Source organism: Priestia sp. HNGD-A6 (assembly GCF_045784335.1).
GTDB classification, from domain to species: Bacteria; Bacillota; Bacilli; order Bacillales; family Bacillaceae_H; genus Priestia; species Priestia zanthoxyli.
Map to the genome: position 1 here is coordinate 3,538,386 of NZ_CP138621.1, position 15,543 is coordinate 3,553,928.

The window sequence follows — 15,543 nt, forward strand, 5'->3', positions numbered from 1 at the left end:
GTGAAAGAATATGATTCTAAAAAGTAATAAAGGGTTTACCCTTATTGAAATGTTAATCGTTATGCTCGTTATTACCGTGCTTTTGCTCATTATGATTCCAAATGTATTAAAGCATAATACGGTTATTAACAACAAAGGCTGCTCAGCTCTTGTCAAAACCGTAGAGGCTGAGGTACAAGTATATGAGCTTGAAAACGGCGAAAAACCAAGTCTAGAAGAGCTTGAAGCAGGAGGCTACTTAAAAGAAGGCACCGTGTGTCCAAATGGTCAAGCTATTCAAATTGACGGTACCGGAAAGGTTACGGCTAGTGGTTCTTCTTAAGCAAAAAGGATTTACCCTCATTGAGATGCTGATGGTTTTATTTATTGTGCAAGTGATGATGTTTTCCATTATCGTAACCATTCGGCCGCTTGTGGAATATTACAAAATCACATTATTCTTGCGACAGCTGCAAAGCGACACGTTTTATGTGCAGCAGACAGCCATGAATCGAGAATCTCCAATTAAAATTAACTTTGCACCGAAGGGAACAGAATATATTGTTTCTGATTCTCGTGCCGTTCTTTATAAGCGCGCCTATGACTCCACCATTCATATCACGTTTGGAAGCGGCAATTCCACGATACAATACAACAAAAACGGCAATATTTCTCAAGCAAAGACCATTTTTATCAGCAGTCAAAAGTTTAAATACAAAGTTACTTTTCAAATAGGTAGAGGGCGTTTTTATGTGGACAAGATGTAAGGGTCAGCAGGGCTATACCTTGTTAGAAATGCTTGTTTCATTTAGCATGCTTTTACTCCTAACCGGTACAATTATTCCTTTGTATGTTCAGATGAGGGAAGAAGAAAAGAAGCAATATGTTTCGTATCAAGCTGATGCTATCTTACACGAAGAACTATTGAAATATAAATATGAAACAGGATATAAACGGCGAGAAAAAATCGTAAAAGAAAACGTTGTGTTTTATCTGAAGTGGAACGGAGAAATTGCTCAAAAGCTTTGTGTAGAATGGACAGATTCCGCTGATAAAATGAAAAAGAAGTGTGATGTGATGTTGAAGTGAAAAGTGAAAAAGGCTTTACGCTTGTAGAGATGTTAGTCAGTTTTGGTCTTTTTTTGATCATTGTTTCATTTTTCCCCATTATCATTCCGCTAGCTAAGCAAACATATAATCCAGACTTTAGTATGAATGAAATGGAGTGGGAAATTTTTGTGAATCAACTTGCTATGGAATATCGAGAAGCAAAAGAAGTGAGAATTCATGCGACTACGCTTACGTTGAAAATGGAAAATAATCAGATCATCACTTATGAACGATACGAAGACAAGATAAGAAGACGAGTGGATGAAAGCGGTCATGAAGTTGTGCTGCAGCATATTAAGAATATCATGTATGAACAGCAAAAAGAAAGGCTGCTGATTCGTTCAACAGATGGTGTTAACAAAGTTAGAGAAGAAACCATTACGACGTTTTTGATGCTTGCTTATGAAACATAATGAGCAAGGGTTTATTCTCCCGGTTGTGTTGGCATTTTGTGCGCTTTTTCTTCTGTTAGTAGCTCAGCAAACTACTTATTTTGTGACGAAAAGTTCATTTTATCAAGAAGTAGAGCAGAAAAATCGTCTGCAGCATCTTTTAGAAAACGCGGTTGTACATGTAAAAAAAGAAATAAAAGAACATAATAAATCTCCATCTGCACCCTTAGTGTTAGAAACGGGTACGGTTTCATACGACGTAGTAAGTGAAGATGAACAGATGATTATCCTAAAAATAAAGTGTCAAACACTGCAAGGAAGAGCATTGACAGAAACCGCATATATTCAAAAAAAGGACCAACACATTGTGAAGTGGACGGATTAAGTCTCTTTCCCTCCGGATATAATAGTGCTGAGGAGATGATTATATGAAAACGAATGATTATGTAAAATATATGACTCAGCAATTTGTACAATATATGGATCAGCCAAAAGAAGAGAGGAAAACGAAAAAGATTCAAAAAAAAGAAGAGCGAGCACCTTTTGCGAACAGATGGTTTGGAATGATTCCGCTGTCGTTTATGCTGTGGTACCGCAAGAAAAAAGAAAGATGAGCATATCATATGCTCATCTTTTTTTAACCGGCTTGTGTTTTATTAAATTGACGTGACATCGTTTCGGGCGATATGTAAAATAAGCCACCGTTTATAAACTTAAATAAGATGGTCGGTTCGTACAGCTCTTGAAGCGCTGTTTTTTCGGTCATATATATTTCTGGCAGCTCTTCTGCTGTTTCGTAAAAATGATCAAGAAGCGCTAAGTCTTCGTACCATCTTTCCTGCGCTTTTTCTGCCCATTCAGTCGGTTGAGTTTTAACGTAGTCAGTCACGTATGATGTGAGTCGTGCAATCGCACTTTTCGGTTTAATAAAAGGTGAAAGAGTAAAGCAATAGTCCGAGATTTTAGATGACAAATTTTGATTAATGATTAATTCATGAAATGATTCAACGATTTGTCCATTGATTAAATTAATGCCAAGCGACAAGAGCTCGTCTTTTTTACGATCACATTTGTACGAGACTTTAATATTTAACGCAAGCCAAGGATGTAAAGGCTGATTTGTTGGCTGAGCTGATGAAACTTGTTCATACAAGTGAATAAACCCGCCTAGCTTTTGAGTAGAAGCGAAAATTTGATGCAGCCTAGGTGAGCCAAAATGAATTCGTTCTCCTTGAACAGAATCGTCTTCAAACGCGGGGTCTGTAATGAAAGTGAGTGAAGCAGGATTTGCTTCTCCGCCTGTCTTTTCAACATAATGCCAATAAAATGGACGATTCATCAACTCTTTGTCAAGTTCGATTGTTAATTGAACCGTTAGATAAGAGGGTGTTTCTGTGACAATAGAACAATTATTAGCTAGAAAGTAACGCTTTAAAAATTGATGAATGTCAGTTTGCTGCATGCTGATCCTCCTCGCTGTCTTCGTATTGAATAATAGACGTCAAGTTCTCCATTTTGATTTTTATTTCTCCTTCACTCCGTGAATGAAATAAAATATCTTGAATATGCTCTTCGATATTTTTTAAATCAAGCTTTGTTAAAATATCATCTAACTCTCCAACAACTCGTTCAAAAAGGTTTATTTTTTCGTATAACAATTTTAAAATATGTTCTTCGACCGTATGTTGAATGGCTAAATTGTAAATGTGAACATCATGTTTTTGACCTAAACGATGGACCCTTCCAATTCGCTGTTCTAGACGCATTGGATTCCACGGTAGATCATAGTTAATGATATGATGACAAAACTGAAGGTTGATTCCTTCTCCGCCCGCTTCAGTGGCAATAAATACTTGCGCGTGGCTTTCAAAAAGCTGCTTCATCCAGTCTTTTTTACCTCGCTTAAATCCGCCTCTAAACGGTACAGAGGTAATTCCATGCTGTTTTAAATACCACTGTAAATACAGTTGAGTTGCTCTGTACTCAGTGAAAATAATGACTTTGTCATCAATTTTTTGAACGAGCTCTAGCACTTTTTCTGCTTTTGCATTTTGCGGCACTTGCTGAAGTAGTTGCATTAACGGAGTAATCATATGTTCCGTTAATGCGCTGTTTTGATCTTCCTGACGTTCCAGCATGTTTTTTAATGTCATATACACCGCTTCACGGCTGCTGCAGGCCTCTCGCTGCAGGGTTAAAATTGAAAAAGCACTTGAAGGGTGCAGTCCGTTTCCTTTAAAAGACGTAATCGCATCGTATAGCTCGCGTTCTTTCGGTGAAAATTCAACAGGAATGGTTTGAACAATTCGCTTCGTCCATTCGATACCCGTATCATGGCGGCGATTTCGAATCATAACTTTGTTAACAAGCTCTTTTAAGTGCTCATCGTTTTGCAAAGAGCGTTTTTTAGCAGAAAATAATTCTTCGAAATAGTCTTTATTGCCGAGATGGCCAGGCTTTAAAAGAGAGACTAAGTTGAAAATTTCTTCAATTCGATTTTGAATCGGTGTTGCGGTTAGCAACAGACAAAATTTCTTTTTCAGGCTTTGAACAAATTCATAGTTTTTTGTTTTGTTGTTTTTAAGTTTATGAGCTTCATCAATGATGATGAGGTCGTAGTCTTGTTCTAGCACAATTTCTCGATGAGGAGACCGTTTTGCTGTATCAATTGAAGACACAACGATGTCACACTGATCCCACACATATGATTTTCTTTGAGGGACCGCGGGAATATAAAATTTTTGATTCAATTCCATAGCCCACTGTGAAACAAGCGAAGCTGGAACTAAAATGAGAACTTTTCTAACAAGCCCGCGAATCATATATTCCTTCAAAATTAACCCTGCTTCAATCGTTTTTCCTAGTCCTACTTCATCTGCTAAAATGGCTTTCCCATTCATTGTTTCGACTACTTGTTTGGCTACTTCGAGCTGATGAGGAAGCGGCGTTAAATCGGCTAGATGTTTTGGGCTTTGTAGCCCTTCAAATTCTGAGATAAGCGTTTGGTCTTCTATTTCATAGGCAAGTTTATACAAATCCCATGCAGACCAAGGGCCGTCTTGCTCCAATTTAGTTGAGAAGGCTGCTTCCCATGTTTCATCGATGTTTAATTTCACTTTCATGATAAAAATGCTCCTTTGTAAAAAATTTTTATTGAACAAATGATAAGAATCAGGTAGGATAAAAATATATTTAGAAAATTTGAAAAAGAAAATAGATTAGCACTTTACAAATGATTGTGTGAATAAAGATAGATACATCTTTCAGTAGTATGCCCAACTTTATCAACTTTATAGAAGCGAATGACGACACGGGGAGAGACTACTTGAATGTAGCGCCGAAGGAGCAAGCAATAAAATTGTGAATCTCTCAGGCAAAAAGACTCTTGTTTGACGCAGCTCTGGAGAGTGTCTATGCGTTTATAGACCACCCACGAGGCAAACCTATTCGTTTATAGGTAAACTTTCAGGTGAAAAGGACAGAGACTTCCTACTAAATACAGTAGGGGGTTTTCTGTCCTTTTTTGTTTGGATACATAGTGATCCCCACACTATTTGAAAACTCCCCGTTATGAAAAGTTTCACGTGAAAAAGAGGAGGACATAAATATGACAACAGAATTACACAAAACGCCGCTTTATGATATCTATCAAAAATATGGTGCCAAAACAATTGATTTTGGAGGATGGGCTCTTCCCGTTCAATTTTCTTCTATTAAAGAAGAGCATGAAGCTGTACGTACAAAGGCAGGTCTTTTTGATGTCTCTCATATGGGAGAAATTCTTGTAACAGGAGCTGATAGCTTAGCTTTTCTTCAGCACACGATGACAAATGACGTTTCTATCCTTCTAGATGGAAAAGCACAGTATACAGCTATGTGTTATGAAGACGGAGGCACGGTAGATGATTTGCTGATTTATAAAAAAGCAGATCAAGAGTATTTGCTGGTCGTAAACGCTGCTAATATTCAAAAAGACTATGAGTGGCTTGTGTCTCACAAACAAGGAGATGTAACGCTCGTTAATCAATCTGATGAAACTGCGCAGCTAGCATTACAAGGTCCTTTAGCAGAAAAAGTTTTACAAACGTTAACGAATAAAAATTTAGCTTCATTAAAGCCATTTACATTTGCTGATGATGTAGAAGTAGCGAATGTAAAAGCTCTCGTTTCACGTACTGGATATACCGGAGAAGATGGTTTTGAAATTTATTGTTCTTCAGCTGACGCCTCTCACTTGTGGACGGCTATTTTAGAAGCAGGAAGTGAGGACGGTGTGTTGCCTTGCGGACTAGGCGCTCGCGATACGCTTCGTTTTGAAGCTACTTTGGCTTTATATGGCCAAGAGCTTTCAAAAGATATTACGCCAATTGAAGCTCGAATTGGATTTGCAGTAAAAACGAACAAAGACAGCTTTATTGGAAAAGAAGTGTTAAAAGAACAGCGTGAAAGCGGGGCACCTCGTAAGCTGGTAGGAATTGAAATGATTGATAAAGGTATACCAAGACACGGTTACGAAGTATTTGCAGATGAAGAACAAATTGGATTTGTGACAACAGGTACACAGTCACCGACATTAAAGAAAAACATCGGTTTAGCGCTATTATCAGCAGAGTATACAGAGCTTGGTCAAGAAGTGGAAGTGCAGGTTCGGAAAAAACGCTTAAAAGCAAAAGTGGTTTCAACACCTTTTTATAAACGTTCAAAGTAAGCTTTGGGGAGGAATTTAACATGTTACATCGCTATTTACCAATGACAGAACAAGATCAGCAGCAAATGTTAGCAGCAATTGGTGTTTCATCCGTTGATGATTTATTTTCAGATATTCCGCAGCGCGTTCGTTTTCAAGGAGAATACAATATTAAAAAAGCGGCTTCAGAGCCTCAGCTGTTAAAAGAATTAAATAATATGGCTGCAAAAAATGCTCATTTGAAAGAATATTCTTCTTTTTTAGGAGCGGGAGTTTATGATCATTACATGCCGGTTATTGTTGACCATGTTATTTCTCGTTCGGAATTTTATACTGCCTATACTCCGTATCAGCCAGAAATTTCTCAAGGAGAACTTCAGGCCATCTTTGAATTTCAAACAATGATTTGTGAGTTAACGGGGATGGACGTGGCCAATTCTTCTATGTATGACGGAGGAACTGCTTTAGCAGAAGCCGCTATGCTCAGTGCGGGTCAAACGAAAAAGAAAAAAGTACTTGTCTCTGCGGCCGTTCACCCTGAGTCAAAAGATGTGTTAAAAACGTATGCGAAGGGTCAATATATTGAAGTGGTAGAAATCCCTGCAGCAGACGGCGTAACAGATATGATTGCATTAGAAAAAGAGATGGGAAGTGACGTGGCAGCTGTTATTGTCCAGTATCCAAATTTCTACGGACAAATCGAGCCGTTAAAAGAAATTGAAGAAATTACTCATCAAGAAAAATGTATGTTTGTGGTTTCAAGCAATCCTTTATCATTAGGTTTACTTACGCCTCCTGGAGAATTTGGAGCTGATATTGTCATTGGAGATGCACAGCCATTTGGTATTCCAAGTCAATTTGGAGGCCCGCACTGCGGATACTTTGCAACTACGTCTAAGCTTATGCGAAAAATCCCAGGACGATTAGTAGGGCAAACGGTCGATGAAAACGGTAAGCGAGGGTTTGTTTTAACCCTTCAAGCGCGTGAGCAGCATATACGCCGCGATAAAGCGACGTCTAACATTTGTTCAAATCAAGCGTTAAATGCTTTAGCAGCATCAGTTGCCATGACAGCTTTAGGCAAGCAAGGTGTAAAAGAAATGGCGCTGCAAAACTTATCAAAAACGCATTATGCATATGAAGCGTTAAAGGCAAAAGGGGTAAATGTAGCATTTGAAGGACCGTTTTTTAACGAACTAGTCGTGAAGCTTCCTGTTTCGGTAACAGAAGCAAACAATCATTTATTAGCATCAAAAATAATTGGCGGTTATGATCTTAGCCGTGATAACCAAGCGCTTGAAAATCACATGCTGCTTGCTTTTACAGAACTCCGTACAAAAGAGGAAATTGACCAACTTGTAAATGAATTGGGGGATCTTCATGCTTAATCAAAATCAATCACTTATTTTTGAAAGCAGTAAAGAAGGGCGAATCGGCTATTCATTGCCGGAGTTAGATGTTCCGCAAGTAAATGCTGAAGAGCTGCTTGGAAAAGCGTATGTCCGTACCGAAGCTCCTGAGCTTCCTGAAGTATCAGAACTCGATATTATGCGTCATTACACTGCGCTTTCAAAACGAAATCACGGAGTGGACTCAGGGTTTTATCCGCTTGGTTCATGTACGATGAAATATAATCCAAAAGTGAATGAACAAGCAGCACGCATTGCTGGGTTAGCGCATATTCATCCGCTTCAAGATGAGCAAACGGTTCAAGGTGCTCTCGAACTTTTATATGATTTACAAGAGCATTTAACAGAAATTACGGGAATGGATGAAGTAACACTTCAGCCAGCAGCGGGTGCTCATGGCGAGTGGACCGGGCTTATGATGATTCGTGCCTATCATGAAGCAAATGGTGAGACGCAGCGAACAAAAGTCATTGTTCCAGACTCAGCTCACGGAACGAACCCTGCTTCGGCAACAGTTGCGGGATTTGAAACGGTAACGGTAAAATCAAATGAACATGGTTTAGTGGACTTAGAGGATTTACGCCGCGTAGTGGGAGAAGATACAGCCGCTTTAATGTTAACAAACCCAAATACGCTAGGGTTATTTGAAGAAGATATTTTAGAAATGGCTGAAATTGTTCACGCAGCAGGTGGAAAACTTTATTATGATGGTGCAAATTTAAACGCAGTATTAAGCAAAGCTCGTCCTGGAGATATGGGATTTGACGTTGTTCATTTAAATCTTCATAAAACCTTTACAGGTCCTCATGGAGGCGGCGGTCCTGGTTCTGGTCCGGTAGGGGTAAAAGCAGATTTAATTCCGTATCTGCCTAAACCAGTGCTTGTGAAAACAGAACAAGGCTATCACTTTGACTATAACCGTCCTCAGTCAATTGGACGCGTAAAGCCGTTTTACGGCAACTTCGGTATCAACGTTCGCGCTTATACGTATATTCGTTCAATGGGTCCAGACGGCTTAAAAGCCGTAACGGAAAACGCTGTGCTAAATGCCAACTATATGATGCGTCGTTTAGCAGAACACTATGAGCTGCCGTTTGACCGTCACTGTAAGCACGAATTTGTTTTATCAGGAAAACGTCAGAAAAAGCTTGGTGTGCGCACATTGGATATCGCGAAACGACTGCTTGATTTTGGCTATCATCCGCCGACTATCTACTTCCCTCTTATCGTAGAAGAGTGCATGATGATCGAACCAACGGAAACGGAGTCGAAAGAAACGCTAGATGCGTTTATCGATGCGATGATTCAAATTGCAAAAGAAGCAGAAGAGACGCCTGAACTCGTACAGGAAGCTCCGCATACAACGGTTGTGAAGCGCCTTGACGAAACGCTGGCAGCGAGAAAACCAGTTCTTCGCTATCAGAAAGAACAGGCTGTTCAAAACGTCTAACAAAAAACCTCGCCCAAAGGCGAGGTTTTTCTATATACATACCATTATTTTTTCTTTTTTACTTTACCGTTCCACATTTTGAAGCCGCCTTTTAAATCATAGATTTCTTTAACACCGTGGCGACGAAGCATTTGTGCTGCACGTCCTGTGCGCATTCCGCTTTGACAATAGATGTACACAGGCTGATCCGGACGAAATTCTTTAATGCGCATACGGAACTGTGAAAGAGGAATATTTCGTGCGCCTAAAATATGTCCGTTTTCGAATTCATTCGGTTCGCGAATATCAACTAGCTGTGCCTTGCGGTAGCCGCTGCGGAATTCTTCTTCAGTTAACGTTTTCATAATGCGACGTTGGATAAAGAACATAACGACAGAGTATATGATGATTACTCCAAGTAAAATGAGTACTGCTGTAATTGGTGACATGCTGATTCTTCCTTTCTTCGACAAAATCCATACTCTTATTATATAAGTGAATGAAATTAGAAGTAAAGCGATTTTGCCTTGAATCTAGCGGATTTCTTCCCCAAAATGAAAAAACTACCACATTTGAATTCGCAGTTTTATGTTGCTCTTTGCTTTTCCTTAGCTCAATCTTTTGGTAGACTAAAAAACGGATTTATTTTTTATATTACATATAGCTGAGGATGAGGTATATGAAAGCAAAGTGGAGATTTATTGATTCCAACAACCGTTCGCCTTATTACAATATGGCGTTAGATGAAGCGTTATTAGAATGGCATAGTAAAGGGGAAATTCCACCTACGATTCGTTTTTACGGATGGAACCCTCCAACGCTGTCGATCGGTTATTTTCAAAAAGCTGAAAAAGAAATTAACTTTGATAAAGTAAAAGAATTAGGATTAGGCTTTGTGAGACGTCCAACGGGCGGCAGGGGCGTGCTTCATGATGAAGAGCTTACTTACAGCGTCATTGTATCTGAAGAGTATCCTAATATGCCTAAGACAGTTACAGAAGCATACCGCGTGATCTCAGAAGGTTTACTGGAAGGTTTTCGTTCGTTAGGGCTCGAGGCTTATTTTGCTATTCCTCGTTCAGAAGAAGAAAAAAATAGCTTAAAAAACCCTCGTTCATCTGTATGTTTTGACGCTCCTTCTTGGTATGAACTAGTTGTAGAGGGCCGCAAAATTGCTGGAAGTGCTCAGACTAGACAAAAGGGAGTTATCCTCCAGCACGGCTCTATCCTGTTAGAGATTGATGAAGATAAATTATTCAGCGTGTTTAATTACCCAAATGACCGCGTGAAAGAAAGAATGCAGCGCGCATTTCGTTCTAAAGCGGTAGCGATCAATGCAATTGCGGGCCGCAAAATCTCTATTGAAGAAGCAAAAGAAGCGTTTTATAAAGGATTTGCTTCTGCTCTTGATATCGATTTAGAACCGTATACACTATCTGAAGAAGAGGAAGCATATGTAGAAGAACTAGCGCGCACAAAGTACGGATCGGATGAATGGAACTTTAAGCGCTAAACGAATGCGGATGGTAAATAGATAAAAGTGCAACTTCTTATAAGTTGCACTTTTTATTGGAATTTTTAGAAACAATGCTTGGCTAATAGAATACATAGGGAAGAAAAGTCAAACACTTTTTTTACGAAAAAAAAAATATTTCACTTGACACCCTTCTATATGTAGATGTTTGGAGAAGTGTCAAATACTATATATTGAATTCGTCCAAGCCGTGTGGTAAGTTATTGATAGTTGATTGAAAAACTCTATTTCCTTTAAAAGGAAATAGAGTTAATAAATTTATAGATGTTCGATAGGTAAGGAGTTGTGAGAATGACTGTTTTGTTAAATCAAAAAGTGAATATGAATGTTGAAAAGCTCAATTCAGATATTGAACGCTTTCCGCAAGTACATCCGATTACACCGGATATGAAGTTAACTCATAAAGGTGTTTCAAGATTGGTAATGTTAGACCGCTATGCGTTTAAAGATACGGAAAAATTAACGTTATCAGAAGGAGATTTTGTTGTTCTAACTGTAAAGGAAGACCCAAAATTTCCAGCACGAGGACTTGGCTATGTGGAAAGCATTAATTTTGAGCAAAAAACCGCTGTTGTCAAGGTAGAAGATGAGTTTAGAGGAGCTTTATCACCTGAAGAAGCAGAAAATGGGTTAATTACTCGTTCTTTAGATGTCATTGAAAAACCTCTAGAGGCCTTCTATGAGCAAATTGCAAAACGTAATGCAACAGGCTTAGCTTCTGTGGAAAAAACAGAAGAAAAGCGCAAAGAGTGGTTTGAAAAGTTCTATCAAGAGCTTGTTCAGCTAAACTTTGTACCCGCTGGCCGCGTTCTTTACGGTGCAGGTGCTGACACGGACGTAACTTACTTTAACTGTTACGTAATGCCTTATGTAAAAGATTCACGCGAAGGTATTTCAGAACACCGCAAACAAGTAATGGAAATCATGAGCCGCGGAGGCGGTGTTGGAACCAATGGTTCAACTCTTCGCCCGCGCAACACGCTGGCTCGCGGTGTAAACGGCAAATCATCTGGTTCGGTTTCATGGTTGGATGATATTGCTAAACTGACGCATCTTGTTGAGCAGGGTGGGTCACGTCGTGGGGCTCAAATGATCATGCTTGCCGACTGGCATCCTGACATTGTAGAGTTTATTATTTCTAAAATGCAAAACCCTCGCATTTTACGTTTCTTAATTGAAAACACAAATGACGAAATGATTAAAAAGCACGCTCAAGATAAATTGAAGTTCACGCCGCTAACAGAGTCTGAAGAAGCAATGTACCAAGGAATCATTAACTATAAACAAATTCCTGGTCTTGGTGGGTTCAGTGAAAAAATCATTAAAGATGCAGAAGAAAAGCTGCAAACAGGCGGAACGTACAGCGTTCATAACTCAGAGTTTTTAACAGGAGCAAACATTTCTGTATGCTTAACAAAAGATTTTATGGATGCTGTTGAAAACGACGGTGAATACGAACTTCGCTTCCCAGACGTAGAAAGCTATTCAAAAGAAGAAATGGCTAACTACAATGAAAACTGGCACGAAGTAGGCGACGTGCGCGAGTGGGCAAAACAAGGAAACAAAGTTCGTACGTACCGTACTATCCGTGCAAAAGAGCTATGGAACTTAATTAATATTTGTGCAACGTACTCAGCTGAACCAGGCATTTTCTTCTTCGACAATGCCAATGACATGACAAATGCTCAAGCATATGGTCAGCACGTTGTTGCAACGAATCCATGTGGTGAACAACCACTTGCACCATTCTCTGTTTGTAACTTAGCTGCTGTTAACTTAGCGCAAATGGCAGATAAAGAAACAAAAACAGTTAACTTTGAAAAGCTACGTCAAACGGTTGAAACGGGCGTTAGAATGCAAGATAACGTTATTGATGCAACTCCTTATTTCTTAGAAGAAAACCAAAAGCAAGCGCTTGGCGAACGCCGCGTTGGTCTTGGTGTAATGGGTCTTCACGATCTTCTTATTTATTGTGAAACAGAATACGGCTCTGACAAAGGCAATGAGTTAGTAGATAAAGTGTTTGAAACAATTGCCACGACGGCTTACCGCGCGTCTGTAGAGCTTGGAAAAGAAAAAGGAAGCTTCCCGTTCTTAGTGGGCGAAACAGATGCTGAAACGGCTTCTTTACGTGAAGCATTCACAAATACAGGCTTCATGAAAAAAATGCCTGAAGATATTCGTGAAAACATTAAAGAGCACGGTATCCGAAACTCTCATTTATTAACAGTAGCGCCAACTGGCAGTACTGGAACAATGGTTGGAGTATCAACGGGTCTTGAACCTTATTTCTCATTCTCATACTTCCGAAGCGGTCGTTTGGGTAAGTTTATTGAAGTGAAAGCTGATATCGTTCAAGAGTATTTAGATCAGCATCCAGAAGCAGATCCAAACAATCTTCCTGAATGGTTCATTTCAGCTATGGAACTTGCACCACAAGCTCACGCGGACGTGCAATGTGTGATTCAGCGCTGGATTGATAGCTCAATTAGTAAAACAGTAAACGCTCCTCGTGGTTACACGGTAGAGCAAGTTCAAAAAGTGTACGAGCGTCTGTATAAAGGCGGAGCAAAAGGCGGTACGGTGTACGTAGACGGAAGCCGTGATGCACAAGTCTTAACGCTAAAAGCAGAAGAAAATACGTTTGATGAAGAAATTGAAGCGCCAAAAGAAGAAACAAAACCACACGTTGTGTTAGTTGATACAATTAATGAAATTCGTTCAACTGATGTAACAATCGGTTCTGAAGTAGGTAATACGTGTCCGGTTTGCCGTCAAGGAACGGTAGAGGAAATGGGCGGATGCAACACATGTACAAACTGTGGTGCACAGCTGAAATGCGGCCTTTAATTTTTAATCATGATTGACTAGTAAAAGCTGACTCAAGTGAGTCGGCTTTTATTATGTATGAAAATGGGGCATAAATAAGAAGCGGGAGAGAACGGTTCTTGTATTTGAATAAGCATTGTAGTATGATTTTAATTGAATGTCTTTTATCCAGTTTTATCTTATGACATCGCTTTATTTACACGTTTTTTTTCACATAGATTATCAAACATGAACACGATATCACTATAAGAAACAGACATTTATGACTTATTATTAGCAATACATAATATTAATTGGGGGAGATTTCATGCCTACACCGAGTATGGAAGATTATATTGAACAAATATATATGCTAATTGAAGATAAAGGATACGCTCGAGTGTCTGATATTGCTGATGCATTGGCGGTTCACCCCTCATCTGTAACAAAGATGGTTCAAAAACTAGACAAAGATGAGTACTTAATTTACGAAAAATATCGAGGCCTTGTTTTAACAGCTAAGGGACAGAAGATTGGAAAACGTCTTGTTTATCGCCACGAGCTCTTAGAGCAGCTATTGCGAATCATTGGCGTGGATGAGAAGAATATTTATGATGACGTAGAAGGAATTGAACATCATTTAAGCTGGAATTCCATTGATCGAATTGGGGACTTGGTTCAATACTTTGAAGAAAATCATAACCGTATTCAAGATCTTCGCAATGTACAGAAACGAAATGAAGAAGAGCAAAAATTATAAGGAAAAAGCAGCGGCCAATAGCGTCACTGCTTTTTTTCTTTTTATCATAACTTGTTGCTGAGTCGACTACAAATGTAGAGTAGGTAGTTTGGAGGAGAGGCTGTGTACGTCGACGGAGTATTTTCAGGTGGCGGTATTAAAGGGCTTGCACTGATTGGTGCGTTACAAGCTCTAGAAGAAAAAGGCTTTATTTTTCGGCGCTTAGCGGGAACGAGTGCGGGTTCCATTATTTGTGCATTTGTAGCAGCTGGTTATACAAGTGAAGAAATCGTTGAAATGATGAATGAAATTGAGTTATCTTCTTTCCTAGATCAAAGAATGTCCTTTTTACCATCGAGCTTGACAAAATGGCTGTTTTTATATTGGAAAATGGGATTATATAAAGGAGAAAGGCTTGAAAAGTGGATTGCTGAGAAGTTGCGGAGCAGAGGAATTCGTACATTTGCTGATTTGCCTGATCAGTCGCTGCGTATTATTGCGTCAGATTTGACCAACAGTACGATGCTTGTTCTTCCAGATGATTTGCCTAAATATCACATTGATCCGAATCGTTTTTCTGTAGCAAGAGCCGTTCGGATGAGCTGCAGCATTCCATATTTTTTTGAGCCGGTTAAATTAAAATCTACTCCAAGCAGTTTAATAGTCGACGGGGGAGTGTTAAGCAACTTTCCAATTTTTTTATTTGATGATGATAAAAGTTTGAAGAAACGACCGGTAATTGGTGTGAAGCTGAGTCCGAAGGACGAAGAGAGAGAACGGAATAAAATTAAAAATGCCGTTGGTTTATTCAGTGCGCTTTTTGAGACGATGAAAGATGCGCACGATGCAAGACATATTTCAAAACGTCACGAGAAAAATATTATCTTTTTACCTGTTAATCAAGTTTTTGCGACAGAATTTACCCTCACAGAAGAACGGAAGGAAGAGCTGATTGCGTTTGGCAAAAAGCGTACAAGGGCATTTTTGAAAAAATGGTGCTATTAAAAAAACAAGGAGGCTTTTCTCCTTGTTTTTTTAAAAGAATGCTCTATTTTTCTTTTTTCCTTTTTTACCTTCGATGACGGTCAAGTGTGAGTTGTTTTTCTTTTTCTTTAGCGGTTTCGTTGATTTGGATACCGGGCGCTTATTTGAGCTTCGGTACGTATGCATATCAACTTTGTTGCTTCCTCGCTCTTTTTCTTTTTGACGCAGTTTCGATTGCTTTACTGCGCGCACATAGCCTCTATCTTGACCTTTTGTCTGAGAAGGGCGGAGAATAAACCGATAAACTAAGTAAAACAAAATGATAAACAGAAAAATATAACCTGCTTGACGTAATAAAACAGCTGGATCTGTAATCAACGTAAATGCAAAGCCAATGACTCCTAACCCGATTAGACCATATACAAGTGGTTTCACGAATGGACGTCTCATTTTGTTCACCTCCTAAAATAGT

At 39.2% G+C, this 15,543-nt stretch carries 17 protein-coding genes and 1 riboswitch; of the genes, 13 read left to right on the forward strand and 4 right to left on the reverse strand.

What is annotated here, in order from left to right:
• The first annotated feature begins 10 nt into the window (after positions 1-10).
• From comGC to SCI76_RS18100, 6 genes are read left to right on the forward strand one after another with little or no spacing between them, the layout of a single operon-like run.
• Entirely contained in the window at positions 11-322 is a 312-nt protein-coding gene (gene comGC / locus SCI76_RS18075) for a competence type IV pilus major pilin ComGC (protein ID WP_221832012.1), read from the forward strand.
• Positions 309-746, forward strand: coding sequence for a competence type IV pilus minor pilin ComGD (comGD, locus tag SCI76_RS18080; protein WP_016765559.1), 438 nt, complete (start codon positions 309-311; stop codon positions 744-746). Before comGC ends, comGD begins: the two co-directional genes overlap by 14 nt.
• A complete protein-coding gene (locus SCI76_RS18085) occupies positions 730-1,068 on the forward strand; it encodes a type II secretion system protein (RefSeq protein ID WP_221832014.1) in 339 nt (112 codons plus the stop codon). Before comGD ends, SCI76_RS18085 begins: the two co-directional genes overlap by 17 nt.
• Positions 1,065-1,502, forward strand: a complete 438-nt coding sequence (comGF, locus tag SCI76_RS18090) for a competence type IV pilus minor pilin ComGF (RefSeq protein WP_048019759.1) — start codon at positions 1,065-1,067, stop codon at positions 1,500-1,502. The genes SCI76_RS18085 and comGF overlap by 4 nt, the downstream gene beginning before the upstream one ends.
• The gene (gene comGG, locus SCI76_RS18095) at positions 1,492-1,866 is read left to right on the forward strand and encodes a competence type IV pilus minor pilin ComGG (RefSeq protein WP_033579700.1); all 375 of its coding nucleotides are present in this window, start codon (positions 1,492-1,494) and stop codon (positions 1,864-1,866) included. Before comGF ends, comGG begins: the two co-directional genes overlap by 11 nt.
• A 43-nt stretch (positions 1,867-1,909) precedes the next feature.
• Complete coding sequence (locus SCI76_RS18100; protein WP_013059170.1) at positions 1,910-2,095, forward strand: YqzE family protein; 186 nt, start codon at positions 1,910-1,912, stop codon at positions 2,093-2,095.
• Between the two features lie 23 nt (positions 2,096-2,118).
• Here the strand turns inward: SCI76_RS18100 and SCI76_RS18105 are convergent, their stop codons facing one another.
• Positions 2,119-2,943 (reverse strand): YqhG family protein, encoded by an 825-nt coding sequence (locus tag SCI76_RS18105; RefSeq protein ID WP_221832016.1) that lies wholly within the window; start codon positions 2,941-2,943, stop codon positions 2,119-2,121.
• Complete coding sequence (locus SCI76_RS18110) at positions 2,930-4,603, reverse strand: DEAD/DEAH box helicase (RefSeq protein ID WP_255905616.1); 1,674 nt, start codon at positions 4,601-4,603, stop codon at positions 2,930-2,932. The genes SCI76_RS18105 and SCI76_RS18110 overlap by 14 nt, the downstream gene beginning before the upstream one ends.
• A gap of 180 nt (positions 4,604-4,783) precedes the next feature.
• A riboswitch (glycine riboswitch) is annotated at positions 4,784-4,876 on the forward strand.
• Positions 4,877-5,088: 212 nt separating this feature from the next.
• On the opposite strand from SCI76_RS18110, the gene gcvT reads away from it, so the two are divergent.
• From gcvT to gcvPB, 3 genes are read left to right on the forward strand one after another with little or no spacing between them, the layout of a single operon-like run.
• Entirely contained in the window at positions 5,089-6,189 is a 1,101-nt protein-coding gene (gene gcvT / locus SCI76_RS18115; protein WP_255905615.1) for a glycine cleavage system aminomethyltransferase GcvT, read from the forward strand.
• A gap of 20 nt (positions 6,190-6,209) precedes the next feature.
• Positions 6,210-7,556, forward strand: a complete 1,347-nt coding sequence (gene gcvPA, locus SCI76_RS18120; protein WP_033579704.1) for an aminomethyl-transferring glycine dehydrogenase subunit GcvPA — start codon at positions 6,210-6,212, stop codon at positions 7,554-7,556.
• Positions 7,549-9,027: an aminomethyl-transferring glycine dehydrogenase subunit GcvPB gene (gcvPB, locus tag SCI76_RS18125; protein WP_028411605.1), complete on the forward strand. Its 1,479-nt coding sequence runs from the start codon at positions 7,549-7,551 to the stop codon at positions 9,025-9,027. The genes gcvPA and gcvPB overlap by 8 nt, the downstream gene beginning before the upstream one ends.
• Positions 9,028-9,071: 44 nt before the next feature.
• On the opposite strand, the gene SCI76_RS18130 is transcribed toward gcvPB, so the two are convergent.
• Positions 9,072-9,455 (reverse strand): rhodanese-like domain-containing protein, encoded by a 384-nt coding sequence (locus SCI76_RS18130; protein WP_049166196.1) that lies wholly within the window; start codon positions 9,453-9,455, stop codon positions 9,072-9,074.
• 230 nt (positions 9,456-9,685) lie between these two features.
• Here SCI76_RS18130 and SCI76_RS18135 point away from each other — a divergent pair, with 230 nt between their 5' ends.
• From SCI76_RS18135 to SCI76_RS18150, 4 genes are all read left to right on the forward strand, one after another.
• Positions 9,686-10,519: a biotin/lipoate A/B protein ligase family protein gene (locus tag SCI76_RS18135; protein WP_013085005.1), complete on the forward strand. Its 834-nt coding sequence runs from the start codon at positions 9,686-9,688 to the stop codon at positions 10,517-10,519.
• 312 nt (positions 10,520-10,831) lie between these two features.
• Positions 10,832-13,390, forward strand: a complete 2,559-nt coding sequence (locus SCI76_RS18140) for a vitamin B12-dependent ribonucleotide reductase (protein WP_255905614.1) — start codon at positions 10,832-10,834, stop codon at positions 13,388-13,390.
• A gap of 286 nt (positions 13,391-13,676) precedes the next feature.
• On the forward strand, positions 13,677-14,108 hold the full coding sequence (gene mntR / locus SCI76_RS18145) for a transcriptional regulator MntR (RefSeq protein ID WP_013085004.1): 432 nt from the start codon (positions 13,677-13,679) through the stop codon (positions 14,106-14,108).
• A gap of 102 nt (positions 14,109-14,210) precedes the next feature.
• A complete protein-coding gene (locus SCI76_RS18150; RefSeq protein WP_028411603.1) occupies positions 14,211-15,092 on the forward strand; it encodes a patatin-like phospholipase family protein in 882 nt (293 codons plus the stop codon).
• A 30-nt stretch (positions 15,093-15,122) separates the two neighbouring features.
• Here the strand turns inward: SCI76_RS18150 and SCI76_RS18155 are convergent, their stop codons facing one another.
• Positions 15,123-15,521 (reverse strand): SA1362 family protein, encoded by a 399-nt coding sequence (locus SCI76_RS18155; protein ID WP_013059160.1) that lies wholly within the window; start codon positions 15,519-15,521, stop codon positions 15,123-15,125.
• Positions 15,522-15,543 lie beyond the last annotated feature (22 nt).